Here is a 15,929-nt window from a genome sequence, read left to right as displayed (position 1 = left end):
ATGGCCCGCAAGAACAAACCGCTGCCCGAAGTAGCGTGGCTGCAGCCGCGCCTGGCGCTCAGCCGCGCCATCAGCCTGGGAAGCTTCGTCGGCCTGGTCCTGCTCATCCTCATTCGCGACCTGATCTACGCGGACGCCCATGGTGCGGCGAGCTGGGTGCCCTGGCTGGTCCTCGCCTTCAAGCTGCTGCCGCTGCTGGTGGTGGCCCCCGGACTGCTCATGGGCAGCGCGCGCGGGCATGCCTGGGCCTGCTACGTGGTCAACCTGTATTTCATCCTCGGCGTACTCGCCGCCTTCGATCCCACGCAGCGCCTGTTCGGCTGGGCCGAAGTGCTACTCAGCGTGACCTTGTTCTGCGCCGCGCTGCTCTATACGCGCTGGCGATTCCAGTACGACCGAAGGGTCGCCGGGGAACGCTGATGGTAAGGCAGGAGCCCCCTCCTGCCCTGCCGACCGCCGGGAAGCCTGCGGACAGCGCTCCAGTATTGCCGGCGCATGGATGGAGAGACGGATAGAAGGCGGTCACTTCCTGCCGCAAGCGAAACCCAAGGACTGCGGCACGGCCATGCGGGAGTTCGCCGACGGACTGTCGACGCTTACCAGCCGAGGGTTTCCTTGAGGAAAGGAATGGTCAGCTTGCGCTGAGCCTGGAGCGAAGCGCGATCCAGTTGCTCCAGCAGATCGAACAGAGAGTTCATGCTGCGCGAACCGCGGTTGAGGATGAAACGACCGACTTCATCGGTCAGATGCAGGCCACGACGGGATGCCCGCAGTTGCAGGGCACGAAGCTTGTCCTCGTCGGAAAGACCGTGCAACTGGAAGATCAGCGCCATGGTGAGGCGGGACTTCAGGTCCGGCAGCTTGACCTGCAGCTCCCGGGGCGACTTCGATGCCGCCAGCAGCAGGCGCCGACCGGTATCACGCAGTCGATTGAACAGGTGGAACAGCCCCTCTTCCCATTCTCGCTTGCCAACCAGCACATCCAGGTCGTCGATGCAGACCAGCTCGCACTGCTCGAGATCGTCGAAGATTTCCGGGCCGTACTGCACCAGATCGGCCATCGGCAGGTAGATGGTTCGCTCTTCGAACTGCTCGAAACGCAAGCAGGCCGCCTGCAACAGGTGGCTGCGGCCGACGCCGTCGTGTCCCCAGAGGTAGATGAGGCTTTCCGCCCAGCCAGCCTCGGCTTCGCACAAACGCTCGACATATCCCAGTGCCGCGGCATTGGCACCGGGATAGTAGTTGGCGAAGGTGGCGTCGTCGCGCAGACGCACACTGAGGGGAAGCTGAATAGGTTTCATGCCAGGCTGGGCGGACAATCCGAAAACGCCGCAGGAGTCACCGTAAAGGCTGCAAAGTTTATACGCCTCGGCAAGGCCGCACAATGAGCAACTAGGCAAGCAAAATCAAAGGTTTGCCGATAGCCGAGGCTCCTTGCCCAGAGCATCGGCCGGTCGCGCGCCGGCCCGCTCCGTTGCATAGAAGCGGATCGGCGCGCCGACTCACTGCCAGCGGAAATTCAGTTGGGTCGACGACGGCACCGCCGCGCTGGGCGCTGCGGGCTGGCCGGAGGCATCCAGCGGTACGCTGTCGGCCGGGATTTCCTGCAACTGCGCCAGGCCCAGTTGGGCACGCAATTGCTCGGGACTGGCCTTCACGGAATAGTCGAGGCGATCGCCCCGCACGCCTACCAGACGCGCGCCGAACGGATCGAGCAGGCGTTGCAACTCGGCATAGCGTGCCAGTGTCGCGCCCTGGACCTGGAGGGTCAGGCCGGTCGCCGCTTCCGGCGTGGCAACGAAACGAGTGGACAGGCGGTTGCCGACGGCCAGCATCACGCTGTCTGCCAACGCGTCGGGCGTAGCGCCTTCAGCCTGGCCTTGCTCTCGCGAATCGCCCATCCACAGCCGCCATTGCGCCTGCCATTTGCCGTCCGCCTCCTTGGCGTCCACTGCCAGCAAGGCATCGGCGGCATAACGCTCGGAGGCTGCGCGCAGGGCATCGGGTTGGGCGGCGGTGAGGTTTTCCGGGGTACCGACGATCTGTTCGTCGAGATCCGCCAGAGGCAGGCGCAACGGCAAGCCGCGGTTCTGCGCCGCACGCTTGAGCGGTTCGGCCGAGGCCTGGTTGTCACCGACCAGGGAGCTGCCATCGGCGCTTTCGTTCAGCCACCAGGCCAGCACCGCCGGCCGGTTGGCGCCCCAGCTCGGCAGGCCGGCGGCCCGCAGCGCATTACCGGTGGCGGTCGGATCGAAATCGACCACCAGCGCCAGCGGCGGACCATTTTCGAAGGCGTACTGGCTGATCAGTTGCTGCGGATCCTTCAGGTACCCCGCCAATGCCGGGTTCTGCGGCGCCTGCGGATTGCCGGTCAGGCGCACCAGCAGGGTCTGCAGGGCTCGCACCAGTCCGGCATCGCGCTCCCCGGGCTGCTGCGACGAAACCGGCTCGTGGACCTGGTAGAGATTGGGGACCGTTGCCGCGAAGACGGGCAAGCCTAGCAGGGAAAAACAGAGAACGAAGAGTCGGGCTATGCGCATGGAGGGCTCTCGACGAACGGATGGGAACGGCGGCGACGAGCTGTGAAGGCCGCGCAAGTGGACCTATACCTTAAACAGCAGTCCGTCCAGCGGCAACCGAGATGGCCGCTGCGTGGCAAGCCTGATAAAATCGCGCGCCTTCAAAACCGGCAAACAGCGTTGCACGCCTGGGCGGCCGGCCGATCTCCGAATTACCCCTATAGGCCTGGATTTATGAGCAGCAAGCAACCCTCGTTGAGCTACAAGGACGCTGGTGTGGACATCGACGCCGGCGAAGCCCTGGTGGAACGCATCAAAGGCGTGGCCAAGCGCACCGCACGCCCGGAAGTGATGGGCGGCCTCGGCGGCTTCGGCGCCCTCTGCGAAATCCCGGCCGGCTACAAGCAGCCGGTGCTGGTATCCGGCACCGACGGGGTGGGCACCAAGCTGCGCCTGGCGCTCAACCTGAACAAGCACGACAGCATCGGCCAGGACCTGGTGGCGATGTGCGTCAACGACCTGGTGGTCTGCGGCGCCGAGCCGCTGTTCTTTCTCGACTACTACGCCACCGGCAAGCTCAACGTCGACGTCGCCGCCACCGTAGTCACCGGCATCGGTGCCGGTTGCGAACTGGCGGGCTGTTCCCTGGTCGGCGGCGAGACCGCCGAAATGCCCGGCATGTACGAAGGCGAAGACTATGACCTGGCCGGCTTCTGCGTCGGCGTCGTGGAAAAGGCCGAGATCATCGACGGCTCCAGGGTCCAGGCCGGCGACGCGCTTATCGCCCTGCCCTCCTCCGGCCCGCACTCCAACGGCTACTCCCTGATCCGCAAGATCATCGAGGTTTCCGGCGCCGACATCGCGCAGGTCCAACTCGACGGCAAGCCGCTGGCCGACCTGCTGATGGCGCCGACCCGCATCTACGTCAAGCCGCTGCTGCAACTGATCAAGCAGACCGGCGCGGTCAAGGCCATGGCTCACATTACCGGCGGCGGCCTGCTGGACAACATCCCGCGCGTCCTGCCGGACAACGCCCAGGCCGTGATCGATGTCGCCAGCTGGAACCGTCCGGCGGTATTCGACTGGCTGCAGGAACAGGGCAACGTCGACGAGACCGAGATGCATCGCGTACTCAACTGCGGCGTCGGCATGGTCATCTGCGTGGCCCAGAGCGACGCCGAGAAAGCCCTGGAAGTCCTGCGTGCCGCCGGCGAGCAACCCTGGCAGATCGGTCGCATCGAAACCTGCGGCGCGGACGCCGAGCGCGTGGTCCTGAACAATCTGAAAAACCACTGATGCCGAAACTCTGCAATGTCGTGGTGCTGATTTCCGGCTCCGGCAGCAACCTGCAGGCGCTGATCGACAGCCTCCGGGACGGCGCCACGCCGGCCCGGATCCGCGCGGTGATCTCCAACCGCGCGGACGCCTATGGCCTGGAACGCGCACGCCAGGCCGGCATCCAGACCGAGGTGCTCGATCACAAGGCCTATGCCGATCGCGAAAGCTTCGACGAGGCCCTGGCACAACGGATCGATGCCCATGAACCGCACCTGGTGATCCTTGCCGGGTTCATGCGCATCCTCAGCGCCGATTTCGTTCGCCATTACCAGGGGCGTCTGCTGAATATCCATCCCTCGTTGCTGCCGCGCCACAAAGGGCTGCATACCCATCAACGCGCCCTCGAAGCCGGCGACCGCGAGCACGGTTGCAGCGTGCACTTCGTGACGGAGGAACTCGATGGGGGGCCACTGGTCGTACAGGCAGTAATCCCGGTAGAGTCGCAAGATACGCCGGAACGCCTGGCCAGACGGGTTCACGAGGAAGAACACCGGATCTACCCGCTGGCCATGCGCTGGTTCGCCGAGGGCCGCTTGCGCCTGGGCGAACAGGGCGCCCTGCTGGATGGCCAGGCCCTGCCTGCCACCGGCCATCAGATTCGCACCAAGGAGATTCGCAATGCGTAAAGCCATGCTGTTCCTGCTGACGCTGCTGACCCTGCCGGCCTATGCCTTCGAGCTGAAGCCGTTCACCGCCAGCTATACCGCCGACTGGAAACAGATGCCCATCAGCGGCAATGCCTCCCGCAGCCTGAAGGCTCTCGGCGACGGCCGCTGGCAACTGGACTTCGAGGCCTCCATGCTGCTGGCCAGTCTCAACGAAGTCAGCACCTTCAAGGTCGAGAACGACACCTTCCTGCCGCAGACCTACCGCTTCGCCCGCCAGGGTCTGGGCAAAGGTAAGCAGATCGAGCTGGACTTCGACTGGTCGCAGAAGCAGGTGCTCGGCAGCGACCGCGGCGATGCGGTGCGGCAACCCCTGAATCGCGGTCAACTGGACAAGTCCACCTATCAACTGGTCCTGCAGCATGACGTTGCCGACGGCAAGAAGAGCATGAGCTACCAGATCATCGAGGGCGAGGATGTCGATACCTACGACTTCCGGGTTCTCGGCGAGGAAAAGGTACGCACCCAGGCCGGCCTGATCAACGCGATCAAGGTCGAGCGCGTGCGTGATCCGGGCAAGAGCAACCGCAAGACCATCCTCTGGTTCGCCAAGGACTGGGACTACCTGCTGGTCCGCCTGTACCAGATGGAAACCGACGGCAAGGAATACCAGATCATGCTCAAGGAAGGCACCATCGACGGCAAGACCGTCACTGGCGAAAAGAGCTGATCCCCCCTCCCACGAAAAGCCGGGCCATTGCCCGGTTTTTTATTGCCCGCGGATCAGCCGCAGGCCTGGTGCTCGCGGCAGATCAGTTCGGCATCGGCATCGCTCAACGGCTCCCCGGTTAGACCGCAGAAGGGCGAACCCGCACGCCGTTGATGGAACCGGCAGGACCGACAAAGGCCGAAACCAGGCACATCCTCCTGACGCTGGATGACGACCAGAAGATCACGCAACAAGCCTTGCAAGTGTTCGCCCTTCTCGCCCAGTGCCGTGACGGCCTGCTCGAGGAACTGCGGCGGAATCACCGCCTCGATCAGCGCGCGCCCCGCATCGGTCAGCCGCAGATGAACGCTGCGCCGATCCCGCGCATCCGGCAGCTTGCTGATCAGCCCCCGCCCTTCCAGCACCTTGAGCGATTGCGACACTGTGCCCTTGGTCAAGCCGAGGTATTCGGTCACGCCCAGCGGAGTATCCGAATAGCGATTACAACGCGCCAGGTAATGCAAGGCGCTCAACTGCACCGGCTGCAGCTCAGCCACCAGCGGCTGCTCGCGGGACCAGGCACGCATCAGGCTGGTCAGCCTTTCCAGATAATCGTAAAGGGCGATGGCGGACATGGGATACCTCCTTGCCAATATAGTATCGACTAAAAACATGTTTGACAAAGAGGTCGCGCCTTGTTTAGGCTGAAAACGTATCGTATCGATACTAACTTCCCACAGGAGAATCAGCATGACCAAAGCCATCTACTACCACGCCGGCTGCGCAATCTGTGTCGAAGCCGAACGTTCCTTGCTGCCATTGCTCGATCGCAAGCAGGTGGACATCGAAGTGGTCCATCTCGCCGAACAATCGGCACGCATCGCCGAGGCGGAAAAGGCCGGGGTCAAGTCGGTTCCTGCCCTGGTTGTCGACGGACAGGTACTGCACCTTAACTTCGGTGCGGCGCTCAGCGATCTGAAATAAGGAGAACGGCCATGGAGGTGAAGATCTTCGACACCCATGTGCGAACCCGCGACGGCCGCTACCTGCACTTCGATGTCCTGGTCACGGAGGAGCTGGGGGCTCGCGCCGGCGAGTTCGCTCGACGCTGGCTCGCCGGAAGAGGCATAGACGAGGCCGATATCAGCCAGGGGCATTGCAGCTACTGCCACAGCGAGATTGCGACAGCAGAGGTTGCCGAAGCCATTCGGCTCCATGGCCATTACATCCTTCCCCTGGAAGGCTGTTGAGGCCAATGGACAGCTACCGCCCGATCGCCTGCGATCTCCATGACTACCTGGAGATCGCCTGCCTCTACCGCTACCGGTTGCTCCTCGAACTCGAGGACGGTGTTCGCTTCGAAGCCGAGGCGCGCACGACGCATACCCGGGCCGTTCGGCCAGGCGGCGGCAAGGAGGAATACCTTGAGGTGGCCGTCGAAGGAGCGACTCTGCTGCTGCGCCTGGATCGCCTGTTGGCGATTACCGCCCTCACGGAAGCGGCCTTGTTCGGCCGCATACGCCTGAGGGAAGAGGCCTGTTCCAGAGCATCCGGCATGCCATCTTCACACCTTGGAAACTGAAAAGGTTTTTCTCAATTCCAGGGCTATTTGATTAGCCTGCTATTGAAATAGGCTGGATTTGCCTTGATGCAGATCAACCCTGGAGCAGAAAGATGAGTGTGACAGTGACCGAGCGTGACGATGACCACAAATCCCGCGAGCTGCGTGCGCTTGGCCGCCGCTGCTGGGACGTGCATCAGCAGGGACTGCTGGTTGGCGTCTTCCATAACGAGGATGACGCCCACGCCTATCGGATCAAGCTGGAGAAAGAAGAAGAACTGCGGCAGATAGGTGAATCGGCCTGAACCATGCGCCCCCGCGTACTTCGGGGGCGCACCTTTGATCTCAGGTCCCTGAAAGGCTCCGGTCGAGGCTGACGACTCCCGGCGGCAGGCTATCTTCCTGTACCCGTTGCCGAGGGGTACGCAACATCGCCCGAACCAGAGCCACCAGCACGCCGAACACCAACCCGCCCAGGAGGCCCAAGGCCACCACCAAGGCCTTGCGCGGCTTGATCGGTTTCAGAGGGGTCGAAGCCTTCTGGTCGATCCGCACCAGTTCGATCTTCAGCTCGCTCGCCTTCAGAGTCTTGAGGCGCGCCTGCTCTCCACGCAGCTTGTCGATGTTTTCGAAGAAACGCTCCTCGCCCTTTCGAGCCTGCAGGTATTGCACTTCACGGTTGTTCTCCAGCTGCTTCAGCTCCTGCTGGATCTTCGCCACGCGGGGCTCGGTGAAGTCATCGCCCTTGCGTTTGAGCAAGGTATCGCGCTCGGCGGTCAAGGCATCGACACCCATGAAATACAGGGGTATCTGCTGGTTATTCACCTCGGTGCGGAAAACGCTGCGCGAGCCATCCTGCCCGACCTCTCCCAGTGCGCCCGGGGTCGTCGGCTTGACGATCCCCAGCCGGGTGGCGATCTGGATAGCCTCGTTGAGCTGCTGGATACGCGAATCGCGCACCATCTTCAGCCGCCCGCGCAACGCCTTGAGCTCATCCTCCAGGCCGGCCCGCCGGATGCTGTCCGCTTCCAGCAACCGGGCGATCTTGCCCTCCTTGGTAGCCTGGTAACTGGCACGCTTGCCTTCGATATCCTGCTCGAGGAATTGCAGGCGACCGTCGATACGCGCCTGGAGGTCGTCCAGGATTCGCTGACGCTCGTTCTCGATGGTCGACGCGAGCATGCCGTTGAGAATGGCGGCACCATCCATGCCCTGGGGATACTGCATGGACAAGCGGAAGAAAGGCGCCGCCTGGGGGTCCTTCTTCAAGTCCGCCTGCTGCATGCTGAAGGCATCCTGGTTGAACTTCCAGAAAGCCTGCTCGGGGGACAAGCCCTCGGCGTTCAATTGCTGGAATAGCTCTGGATGGGCTTCGAAATACTCCAGCCTGCCGGAGTAGGCTGCCAGCTCGTTGCCGACGCGATCCAGCGCTTCCCGCGGAGTCAGGGCATACAGCCCGTTGACATTGACAGCCTCCAGGGCCTTGGTCTGGATTGGCCGCAACAGGACATCCACCTGGTAGGTTGGAACAGCCAACAGCGCGTAGGCGAGCGCAGCGGCGGTCGCCAAGGCCGCGATCAGCGCTATCAGCCATTTCGACGCCCACAATTGCTGGAACAGCTGAACGAGATCGATCTCCGAGGGCGAAGCCCCCGGAAGCTGTGAGGAAGGCATACCAACGTCCTTTTCGATAGGCGGCTAGCCCACAGATGCACGCAAAGGCAACCGTAGGATATTTCTGAGGAAAGGCATTATGCTATCGAAACGAAATCATCGGTAGTTATTTTAGAACTGCTTCGCATTCCAGAATTGGTAGTTGACCGGCATCCGTACCGGTCAAGCGACACTCCGGATGCGGGCCTCACCACATGAGATCGTCGGGCACCACATAGTCCTTGTAGGGATCGTCTTCGTCCGGCTCCTGGCTCTGTACGTTGAGCAGCACCACCCGCCGCGGATCGCGCTCCTGGATCTTCACCGCCGCATCCCGGGGCACGATCTCGTAGCGTCCGTCATAGCTGACGATAGCCAGGCTGCCTCGGCTCAGCTTGTCGCGGATCAGGTCGTTGACCGCGATCCGCTTGACCTTCTTGGCGTCGACGAAATTGTAGTAGTCGTCGCTTTCCAGCTTGGGCAGGCGCGTCCCTTCGATAAGTTGCTTGATCTGCGCGGCCTTGGCCTTCTTCTCGGCTTTTTCCTGCTGCTGGCGGTTCAACTCCTGGTCGCGCGCCAGCTTTTCCGCCTTGGCCTGCTCCGCCGCCTGGCGCTGGGAGTCGTCCTTGTCGACCTGGTTCTTGTGCTCCAGGCGCTGCTGTTTCTGTTTCTGCTTGGTGGCCTGCTTGGCCTGTTTCTCATTGACCAGCCCGGCTTTCAGCAACTGGTCACGCAATGACATGCTCATTCGTCAACGACTCGCTCGCGTGGCACGCCCGGTGGGGTGCGGCATAATCTTCCAGCCGACTGGGGTTCAGCCGGCCCTCGCAGGGGGTATAATCCTCCAGCCTCAGCCGCCTCAACGCAAGTCTCGGCGGCTCGCAAACTGCCACGCATGCCCTGGAGACCCCTCCCTACCGTCCCGAGCACCCGCAGGCACTCCTCCCGGCCCCTGATATCGAAGGCATGGAAAGCAAGGCATGAGCGTTTCTCTCCTGGTAAAAGTCACTCTGGTGGGCCTGTTCGTCGCCAGCGTCCTGTTCGTCCATTTCCGTGGGCGCGCGCGCTTGCCCTTCCTGCGCCAACTGGTCAACCACTCCGCCTGGTTCGCCCCCTACAACTCGCTGATGTACCTGTTCTCCAGCGTTCCCTCGAAGCCCTATCTGGATCGCAGCCGTTTTCCGGAGCTGGACGAACTGAAGAACAATTGGCAAACCATCCGCGAAGAAGCCCTCAACCTGTTCGACGAGGGTTATATCCGGGCTGCCCTGAACAATAACGAAGCCGGCTTCGGCTCGTTCTTCAAGAAAGGCTGGAAGCGCTTCTACCTGACCTGGTACGACGGCCCGCTGCCCTCCGCCCAGCAGCTCTGCCCGAAGACCGTAGAGCTGGTGAGCCGCATCCCCAACGTCAAGGGCGCGATGTTCACCCTGCTTCCCGGCGGCAGCCACCTGAATCCGCACCGCGACCCCTTCGGCGGCTCGCTGCGCTATCACCTCGGCCTGTCCACGCCGAATTCGGACAACTGCCGCATCTACGTCGACGGCCAGCCCTACGCGTGGCGTGATGGCGAAGACGTGATGTTCGACGAAACCTTCGTCCACTGGGTGAAGAACGAGACCGAGCAGACCCGGGTGATTCTCTTCTGCGATATCGAGCGGCCGCTCCGCTCCCGCCTGCTGACCCGCCTCAATCGCTGGATCAGCGGCATTCTCGGGCGTGCGACCGCACCGCAGAACGTCGAAGGCGAACGCGTCGGCAGCATCAACCAGGCCTACTCGGTCGCCATTCGCGGCGGCAATGCCATCGGCGCCCAGGTGAAGCGCTTCAAACGCGCCTACCCGAAGGCCTACCGAATCCTCCGCCCGGTGCTGGCGGTGATCCTGCTGGTCATCCTCTATCGTTGGATCTTCGGCTGATTCAGATGCCGTGGCAGCCCGGCTGCCACGGTAATTTTCCCATTAACAGCCGGGCGCGCTCCTCTCCGCTTTCTTAGCCTCGCCCCAGAGGCTGTCCAGTTCCTCCAGCGAACACTCTTCGGCTTTCCGGCCGGCTTCGCGCAGGTTCCGCTCGATGAACCGGAATCGCCGCTCGAACTTGCCGTTGGCCTGGCGCAGAGCAGCCTCCGGATCGACCTTGAGATGCCGGGCCAGGTTGACCACGACGAACAGCAGGTCGCCAACCTCCTCGCCCACGGCACCCTCGTCACCCTCTGCCATCGCCTCGAGGACTTCGTCCAGCTCCTCGCGAACCTTGTCCACCACCGGCAGCGCTTCCGGCCAGTCGAAGCCGACCTGCGCCGCGCGCTTCTGCAGCTTCGCCGCCCGTGACAACGCCGGCAGGGCGACAGGAACGTCATCCAGCAGCGACAACTGCTGCGGCTCCTTGGCCTTGGCGGCACGCTCCTCGGCCTTCAGTTCTTCCCAGCGCTGCTTGACCGCCGCTTCGGCCAGCTTCGCCGCATCGGGCTTGCCATAGAGATCGCCATCGAGGAATACGTGGGGATGTCGACGGATCAGCTTGCGGGTGATGCCGTCCACCACCTCGTCGAAAGCGAAGCGATCCTCTTCGCGAGCCAACTGGCTGTAATAGACCACCTGGAACAGCAGGTCGCCCAGTTCCTCGCGCAATTGCGGGAAATCCCCCTGCTCTATGGCGTCCGCTACTTCGTAGGCTTCTTCCAGGGTGTGCGGGACGATGGTCGCGTAGCTCTGCTGGAGATCCCAGGGGCAGCCGAATTCGGGATCGCGCAGGCGCGCCATGAGGTGGAGCAGGTCGTCGAGTCGGTACATGGGTATCTCGGGTCTTCAGTGAACGGTCCGGGCATTCTGCCCTTTCCGGAAACGAAAAGGCCACGGGCAGCCTGCGAGCGCCCGTGGCCTGTTTCCGCCTCGCCTCAAGGCGTACGGTTGCGCCGCGCCTCGATGATGTTGGGCAGTTGCGAGACGCGCGCCAGCAGGCGTCCAAGAGCGTCCAGACCGGGAATCTCGATGGTCAGTTGCATGGTCGCGGTGTTGTCTTCCTTGTTCGAACGGGTATTCACCGCCAGAACGTTGATCCGCTCGTTGAGCAGCACCTGGGACACGTCGCGCAACAGGCCGGAACGATCATAGGCACGGATCGCGATATCCACCGGATAGGTGCGAACCGGCTCCGGCCCCCAGCTGACCTGGATCATCCGCTCCGGTTCGCGTCCCGCCAGTTGCAGCGCGGTGGCGCAATCCTGGCGGTGGATGGTGACCCCACGGCCCAGCGTGATGTAGCCGACGATGGGATCTCCCGGCAGCGGCTGGCAGCAGCCGGCCATCTGCGTCAGGAGGTTGCCGACACCCTGGATCTGCACGTCGCCGCGCTTGCCGTGGCCGATCTTGCTCGGCTTGCGCGGGATCAGTTCGAGTTGCTCGCTGTCGCGGTCCGGCTCGACCAGTTGCTGGGCATAGTTGACCAGGTGCGCCAAGCGCAGGTCGCCGGCGCCGAGAGCGGCGAACATATCCTCGGCGGTACGCACGTTGGCCTTCTCCGCCAGCCGGTCGAAATCCACCGGCGGCAGCGCCAGGCGCGACAGCTCGCGTTCGATCAGGGCCTTGCCGGCAGCGACGTTCTGGTCCCGCGCCTGCAGCTTGAACCAGTGGACGATCTTCGCCCGCGCCCGGGAGGTGGTGACGTAGCCCAGGTTGCTGTTCAGCCAGTCGCGGCTCGGACCGCTGTGCTTGCCGGTTATGATCTCGACCTGCTCGCCGGTCTGCAGGCTGTAGTTCAGCGGCACGATGCGTCCGTTGATCTTCGCCCCGCGGCAGTTGTGCCCGACTTCAGTGTGGACCCGATAGGCGAAATCCAGCGGGGTCGCGCCCTTGGGCAGGTCGATGGCATGGCCGTCGGGAGTGAAGACGTAGACCCTGTCCGGCTCGATATCGACCCGCAGTTGCTCCGCCAGGCCACCGATGTCGCCCAGTTCCTCGTGCCATTCGAGCACCTGGCGCAGCCAGGAGATCTTTTCCTCGTAATGGTTGGAGCTGGCCTTGACGTCGGTCCCCTTGTAGCGCCAGTGCGCGCAGACTCCGAGCTCCGCCTCTTCGTGCATGGAGTGGGTACGGATCTGTACTTCCAGCACCTTCCCCTCGGGGCCGATCACTGCGGTATGCAGCGAGCGATAGCCGTTTTCCTTGGGGTTGGCGATGTAGTCGTCGAACTCCTTGGGAATGTGCCGCCAGAGGGTATGCACGATGCCCAGCGCGGTGTAGCAGTCGCGCATCTCCGGAACGAGCACGCGCACGGCGCGAACGTCGTAGATCTGGCTGAAGTCCAGGCCCTTGCGCTGCATCTTGCGCCAGATCGAATAGATGTGTTTCGCCCGTCCGCTGAGATCGGCCTGTACGCCGGTGGCCGCGAGAGCTTCCTTCAACTGGCTCATCACGTTGGCGATGTACTGCTCACGATCCAGCCGGCGCTCGTGCAGCAGCTTGGCGATCTGCTTGTACTGGTCGGGCTCGAGGTAACGGAAGGACAGGTCCTCCAGCTCCCACTTGATATGCCCGATGCCCAGGCGGTGGGCCAGCGGCGCGTAGATATCGAAGACTTCCCGGGCGACGCGGTGGCGCTTTTCCTCGTCGGCGTTCTTCACCGCGCGAATGGCGCAGGTGCGCTCGGCCAGCTTGATCAGGGCGACGCGAACGTCGTCGACCATCGCCACCAGCATCTTGCGCAGGTTCTCCACCTGCGCCTGGGTACCCAGCACCATGGAATGGCGCGGATTGAGGCTGGCGCTGATCGCGGCCATGCGCAGCACGCCCTCGATCAGCTTGGCCACCACCGGCCCGAAATGCTTGTTGACCGCTTCCAGGGTGATCTTGCCTTCCCGCACGCCTCGATAGATGACCGCGGCGACCAGGGACTCCTGATCCAGCTTGAGATCCGCGAGGATCTCGGCGATTTCCAGTCCGGTCTGGAAGCTGGACGTGCCTTCCGCCCAGGAGTTCTGTGCGGCGATCGCTCGCTGCTCGGATTCGCGAGCGAACTCGCAAGCCTCCAGCAAGCCCTGACGATCGAGCCCGGGGACGAGGTTCTGGACGTGGTCCAGCCAGGCCTCGAGGTTGATACTGCCGTCGGTGTTGACCGGCTGGTGCGCTCTCACCTGTACCATCTTGCCTACCCTTTACCACGGTGCGCGTAGCCCACCGATGACTGCGCCAGCCTTCGAACGGGCTGGTCGGATTACGCAGGCATCCTAGCCTGCCTCGAACAAAGCCATGGCCTCGACATGTGCGGTCTGCGGAAACATATCGAGGATTCCGGCGCGCTTCAGACGATAGCCCTGCCTGGCCATTTCGCCAGCATCGCGCGCCAGGGTCGCCGGATTGCAGGATACATAGACTACCCTCCGGGCACCCAGAGAACTCATTTCGCGTACCGCCTCGAACGCGCCGTCGCGCGGCGGATCGAGCAGCACAGCGGTAAAACCTTGCTCCGCCCAGGGCGCTTCGGCAAGCGCTTTGGACAGGTCGGCCTGGAAAAAGTGCGCGTTGCCAAGGCCATTGGCCAGCGCGTTGGCGCCTGCCCGCTCGACCATCGCCGCCACGCCCTCCACCCCGACTACCCGCGCCACCCGGCGCGCCAGCGGCAGGGAGAAATTGCCCAGCCCGCAGAACAGGTCGAGGACCCGCTCGTCGGCGGTCGGCGCCAGCCAGTCAAGGGCCTGGCGGATCATCGACTCGTTCACCGGCGCATTGACCTGGACGAAGTCTCCGGGTCGGTATGCCAGAGTCAGTTGCCAGTCACCCAAGGAGTAGCCCAGTTCGGCGGCCGGCTCCACCGGCAAGGGCTGTTCCGCACCTTGCAGCCAGAGCTGGGCCTGGTGTGCGGAGCAGAAAGCGGCCAGGCGCTGGCGATCCTCGTCGACCAGGGCAGTCGTATGCCGCAACAGCAATGCACTGGCCGTGCCATGGAAGAGCTCCACGTGGCCGATGCTTTCCGGCTTGCGGAAGTCCTGCAGAAGAGCAGGCAGGGCACGGGCAATCGTTTGCAAAGGCGGCACCAGGACCAGGCACTCATCGAAGGCGACGATCTCCTGGCTGGCCGAGGCACGGAAGCCGACATCCAGACGCCGCGCCCTGGCATCCCAGCGCACGGCGATCCGAGCGCGGCGCCGATAGCCGAATTCGGGCCCGACCAGAGGGGCGGCCCATTCTTCCGGCTCGATCCCGGCGAAACGCTGCAACTGCTCCTGCAAGGTACGCTGCTTCAGGGCCAACTGCTCGCCGTGTTCCAGGTGCTGCAGGGTGCAGCCGCCGCAGCGACCCGCTACAGTGCAGGGCTCGCGGCGACGCAGGTCGCTACTGCTGAACAGGCGCTCGCTGCGCGCGTCGACCACCTTGCTTCGTGCGCCCAGCACCCGGGCCTCAAGTTCCTCGCCAGGCAGCCCTCCGCTGACGAACCAGGTCATCCCCGCCTCGTGGGCGATACCTCGGCCGTCATGGGCCAGGCGCTCGATGGTCAGGCGCTGCTTCTTGCCTACCGGTATCGCGGGACCGCGCGCACCACCGCTGGGCTGGAAGCGCAGCCCGCCCTTATTTCTGGCCATGGACATGCTCAGCGCGGGTCATAGACGCCGGAAGACAGGTAGCGGTCGCCGCGGTCGCAGATGATCGCCACCAGCACGGCATTCTCCAGTTCGCGGGACAGGCGCAGCATCGCCGCCACCGCCCCACCGGAGGACACGCCGCAGAAGATGCCTTCCTCGCGGGCCAGCCGGCGCATGATGTCCTCGGCTTCGTCCTGGTGCATGTCGACGACCCGGTCGACGCGACTGGCGTCATAGATCTTCGGCAGGTATTCCTGCGGCCAGCGTCGGATTCCCGGGATGGCCGAGCCCTCCATGGGTTGCAGGCCGACGATCTGCACCGCCGGGTTCTGCTCCTTGAGGTAGCGCGAGACGCCCATGATGGTCCCGGTGGTGCCCATGGAGCTGACGAAATGGGTGATGCTGCCGCCGGTCTGCTGCCAGATTTCCGGGCCGGTGCTGTGGTAATGGGCTTCCGGGTTGTCGCCATTGGCGAACTGGTCGAGGACCTTGCCGCGGCCTTCGCGCTGCAGCTTGTCGGCCAGATCGCGCGCGCCCTCCATGCCCTCTTCCTTGCTGACCAGAATGAGCTCGGCGCCATAGGCGGTCATCGCCGCCTTGCGTTCGGCCGTGGAGTTGTCCGGCATGATCAGGATCATCTTGTAACCCTTGATCGCCGCCGCCATGGCCAGGGCGATGCCGGTGTTGCCGGAAGTAGCCTCGATCAGCGTATCGCCGGGGCGGATGTCGCCGCGCAGTTCGGCACGGGTGATCATCGACAGGGCCGGGCGGTCCTTCACCGATCCCGCCGGGTTGTTGCCTTCGAGCTTCACCAGCAGGGTATTGGAGGTTTCCCCGGGAAGGCGCTGCAGACGCACCAGAGGGGTATTGCCAACGCAGTCGGCGATAGTCGGGTACTGCACGGTCATGGAGGCACTCGTTCGGCACTGACGGTAAAGGCTGAGCATGATACCGGGAAACTGGGGCC

18 protein-coding genes are annotated in these 15,929 nt (G+C 63.7%); 9 read left to right on the top strand and 9 right to left on the bottom strand.

What is annotated here, in order from left to right:
• Entirely contained in the window at positions 1 to 420 is a 420-nt protein-coding gene (locus HMPREF1224_RS35465) for a DUF2069 domain-containing protein (protein WP_003086072.1), read from the top strand.
• 176 nt (positions 421 to 596) lie between these two features.
• Here the strand turns inward: HMPREF1224_RS35465 and hda are convergent, their stop codons facing one another.
• Positions 597 to 1,301 (bottom strand): DnaA regulatory inactivator Hda, encoded by a 705-nt coding sequence (gene hda / locus HMPREF1224_RS35460; protein WP_003102398.1) that lies wholly within the window; start codon positions 1,299 to 1,301, stop codon positions 597 to 599.
• Between the two features lie 201 nt (positions 1,302 to 1,502).
• Positions 1,503 to 2,540, bottom strand: coding sequence for a DUF2066 domain-containing protein (locus HMPREF1224_RS35455; RefSeq protein WP_003112582.1), 1,038 nt, complete (start codon positions 2,538 to 2,540; stop codon positions 1,503 to 1,505).
• Between the two features lie 213 nt (positions 2,541 to 2,753).
• Between HMPREF1224_RS35455 and purM the strand changes: the two genes are divergently transcribed.
• The 3 genes from purM to HMPREF1224_RS35440 are packed head-to-tail and all read left to right on the top strand — an operon-like array spanning position 2,754 to position 5,192.
• Positions 2,754 to 3,815: a phosphoribosylformylglycinamidine cyclo-ligase gene (gene purM, locus HMPREF1224_RS35450; RefSeq protein WP_003112583.1), complete on the top strand. Its 1,062-nt coding sequence runs from the start codon at positions 2,754 to 2,756 to the stop codon at positions 3,813 to 3,815.
• Positions 3,815 to 4,483, top strand: a complete 669-nt coding sequence (purN, locus tag HMPREF1224_RS35445) for a phosphoribosylglycinamide formyltransferase (RefSeq protein ID WP_003112584.1) — start codon at positions 3,815 to 3,817, stop codon at positions 4,481 to 4,483. The genes purM and purN overlap by 1 nt, the downstream gene beginning before the upstream one ends.
• Positions 4,476 to 5,192 carry a DUF3108 domain-containing protein gene (locus HMPREF1224_RS35440; RefSeq protein ID WP_003086061.1) on the top strand — a complete coding sequence of 239 codons (717 nt, stop codon included), beginning with the start codon at positions 4,476 to 4,478 and terminating at the stop codon, positions 5,190 to 5,192. Before purN ends, HMPREF1224_RS35440 begins: the two co-directional genes overlap by 8 nt.
• A 53-nt stretch (positions 5,193 to 5,245) precedes the next feature.
• On the opposite strand, the gene HMPREF1224_RS35435 is transcribed toward HMPREF1224_RS35440, so the two are convergent.
• Positions 5,246 to 5,806 (bottom strand): MarR family winged helix-turn-helix transcriptional regulator, encoded by a 561-nt coding sequence (locus tag HMPREF1224_RS35435; RefSeq protein WP_003112585.1) that lies wholly within the window; start codon positions 5,804 to 5,806, stop codon positions 5,246 to 5,248.
• 115 nt (positions 5,807 to 5,921) lie between these two features.
• Here HMPREF1224_RS35435 and HMPREF1224_RS35430 point away from each other — a divergent pair, with 115 nt between their 5' ends.
• The 4 genes from HMPREF1224_RS35430 (at position 5,922) to HMPREF1224_RS35415 (ending at position 7,037) form a co-directional block, all read left to right on the top strand.
• Entirely contained in the window at positions 5,922 to 6,155 is a 234-nt protein-coding gene (locus tag HMPREF1224_RS35430; RefSeq protein ID WP_003086058.1) for a glutaredoxin family protein, read from the top strand.
• Between the two features lie 11 nt (positions 6,156 to 6,166).
• A complete protein-coding gene (locus HMPREF1224_RS35425) occupies positions 6,167 to 6,421 on the top strand; it encodes a DUF2024 family protein (RefSeq protein ID WP_003086057.1) in 255 nt (84 codons plus the stop codon).
• Positions 6,422 to 6,426: 5 nt separating this feature from the next.
• A complete protein-coding gene (locus HMPREF1224_RS35420; RefSeq protein ID WP_003112586.1) occupies positions 6,427 to 6,753 on the top strand; it encodes a Rho-binding antiterminator in 327 nt (108 codons plus the stop codon).
• A 92-nt stretch (positions 6,754 to 6,845) separates the two neighbouring features.
• Entirely contained in the window at positions 6,846 to 7,037 is a 192-nt protein-coding gene (locus tag HMPREF1224_RS35415) for a hypothetical protein (RefSeq protein ID WP_003112587.1), read from the top strand.
• A 40-nt stretch (positions 7,038 to 7,077) separates the two neighbouring features.
• Here the strand turns inward: HMPREF1224_RS35415 and HMPREF1224_RS35410 are convergent, their stop codons facing one another.
• Positions 7,078 to 8,406 carry an LPS O-antigen chain length determinant protein WzzB gene (locus HMPREF1224_RS35410; protein ID WP_003112588.1) on the bottom strand — a complete coding sequence of 443 codons (1,329 nt, stop codon included), beginning with the start codon at positions 8,404 to 8,406 and terminating at the stop codon, positions 7,078 to 7,080.
• Positions 8,407 to 8,593: 187 nt separating this feature from the next.
• Positions 8,594 to 9,133, bottom strand: a complete 540-nt coding sequence (locus HMPREF1224_RS35405; RefSeq protein ID WP_003086049.1) for a DUF2058 domain-containing protein — start codon at positions 9,131 to 9,133, stop codon at positions 8,594 to 8,596.
• Positions 9,134 to 9,365: 232 nt separating this feature from the next.
• On the opposite strand from HMPREF1224_RS35405, the gene lpxO2 reads away from it, so the two are divergent.
• Positions 9,366 to 10,304 (top strand): lipid A hydroxylase LpxO2, encoded by a 939-nt coding sequence (gene lpxO2, locus HMPREF1224_RS35400; protein ID WP_003086047.1) that lies wholly within the window; start codon positions 9,366 to 9,368, stop codon positions 10,302 to 10,304.
• A 42-nt stretch (positions 10,305 to 10,346) separates the two neighbouring features.
• On the opposite strand, the gene mazG is transcribed toward lpxO2, so the two are convergent.
• From mazG to cysM, 4 genes are all read right to left on the bottom strand, one after another.
• The gene (gene mazG, locus HMPREF1224_RS35395) at positions 10,347 to 11,177 is read right to left on the bottom strand and encodes a nucleoside triphosphate pyrophosphohydrolase (RefSeq protein WP_003086045.1); all 831 of its coding nucleotides are present in this window, start codon (positions 11,175 to 11,177) and stop codon (positions 10,347 to 10,349) included.
• Between the two features lie 104 nt (positions 11,178 to 11,281).
• A complete protein-coding gene (gene relA, locus HMPREF1224_RS35390; RefSeq protein ID WP_003086042.1) occupies positions 11,282 to 13,525 on the bottom strand; it encodes a GTP diphosphokinase in 2,244 nt (747 codons plus the stop codon).
• 84 nt (positions 13,526 to 13,609) lie between these two features.
• A complete protein-coding gene (rlmD, locus tag HMPREF1224_RS35385; RefSeq protein ID WP_003102417.1) occupies positions 13,610 to 14,962 on the bottom strand; it encodes a 23S rRNA (uracil(1939)-C(5))-methyltransferase RlmD in 1,353 nt (450 codons plus the stop codon).
• 8 nt (positions 14,963 to 14,970) lie between these two features.
• On the bottom strand, positions 14,971 to 15,870 hold the full coding sequence (gene cysM, locus HMPREF1224_RS35380) for a cysteine synthase B (protein WP_003102419.1): 900 nt from the start codon (positions 15,868 to 15,870) through the stop codon (positions 14,971 to 14,973).
• Positions 15,871 to 15,929 lie beyond the last annotated feature (59 nt).

It is taken from the genome of Pseudomonas sp. P179, assembly GCF_000478485.2.
GTDB lineage: Bacteria > Pseudomonadota > Gammaproteobacteria > Pseudomonadales > Pseudomonadaceae > Pseudomonas > Pseudomonas aeruginosa.
This window is presented reverse-complemented; position numbering and strand designations above follow the sequence as displayed.

Coding starts and splice junctions, on each gene's coding strand:
- HMPREF1224_RS35410 (WP_003112588.1), bottom strand. CDS start 8,406: ATGCCTTCCTCACAGCTTCCGGGGGCTTCGCCCTCGGAGATCGATCTC.
- relA (WP_003086042.1), bottom strand. CDS start 13,525: ATGGTACAGGTGAGAGCGCACCAGCCGGTCAACACCGACGGCAGTATC.
- purM (WP_003112583.1), top strand. CDS start 2,754: ATGAGCAGCAAGCAACCCTCGTTGAGCTACAAGGACGCTGGTGTGGAC.
- lpxO2 (WP_003086047.1), top strand. CDS start 9,366: ATGAGCGTTTCTCTCCTGGTAAAAGTCACTCTGGTGGGCCTGTTCGTC.
- rlmD (WP_003102417.1), bottom strand. CDS start 14,962: ATGGCCAGAAATAAGGGCGGGCTGCGCTTCCAGCCCAGCGGTGGTGCG.
- HMPREF1224_RS35430 (WP_003086058.1), top strand. CDS start 5,922: ATGACCAAAGCCATCTACTACCACGCCGGCTGCGCAATCTGTGTCGAA.
- HMPREF1224_RS35435 (WP_003112585.1), bottom strand. CDS start 5,806: ATGTCCGCCATCGCCCTTTACGATTATCTGGAAAGGCTGACCAGCCTG.
- HMPREF1224_RS35425 (WP_003086057.1), top strand. CDS start 6,167: ATGGAGGTGAAGATCTTCGACACCCATGTGCGAACCCGCGACGGCCGC.
- HMPREF1224_RS35415 (WP_003112587.1), top strand. CDS start 6,846: ATGAGTGTGACAGTGACCGAGCGTGACGATGACCACAAATCCCGCGAG.
- HMPREF1224_RS35405 (WP_003086049.1), bottom strand. CDS start 9,133: ATGAGCATGTCATTGCGTGACCAGTTGCTGAAAGCCGGGCTGGTCAAT.
- HMPREF1224_RS35440 (WP_003086061.1), top strand. CDS start 4,476: ATGCGTAAAGCCATGCTGTTCCTGCTGACGCTGCTGACCCTGCCGGCC.
- purN (WP_003112584.1), top strand. CDS start 3,815: ATGCCGAAACTCTGCAATGTCGTGGTGCTGATTTCCGGCTCCGGCAGC.
- HMPREF1224_RS35465 (WP_003086072.1), top strand. CDS start 1: ATGGCCCGCAAGAACAAACCGCTGCCCGAAGTAGCGTGGCTGCAGCCG.
- hda (WP_003102398.1), bottom strand. CDS start 1,301: ATGAAACCTATTCAGCTTCCCCTCAGTGTGCGTCTGCGCGACGACGCC.
- HMPREF1224_RS35455 (WP_003112582.1), bottom strand. CDS start 2,540: ATGCGCATAGCCCGACTCTTCGTTCTCTGTTTTTCCCTGCTAGGCTTG.
- cysM (WP_003102419.1), bottom strand. CDS start 15,870: ATGACCGTGCAGTACCCGACTATCGCCGACTGCGTTGGCAATACCCCT.
- HMPREF1224_RS35420 (WP_003112586.1), top strand. CDS start 6,427: ATGGACAGCTACCGCCCGATCGCCTGCGATCTCCATGACTACCTGGAG.
- mazG (WP_003086045.1), bottom strand. CDS start 11,177: ATGTACCGACTCGACGACCTGCTCCACCTCATGGCGCGCCTGCGCGAT.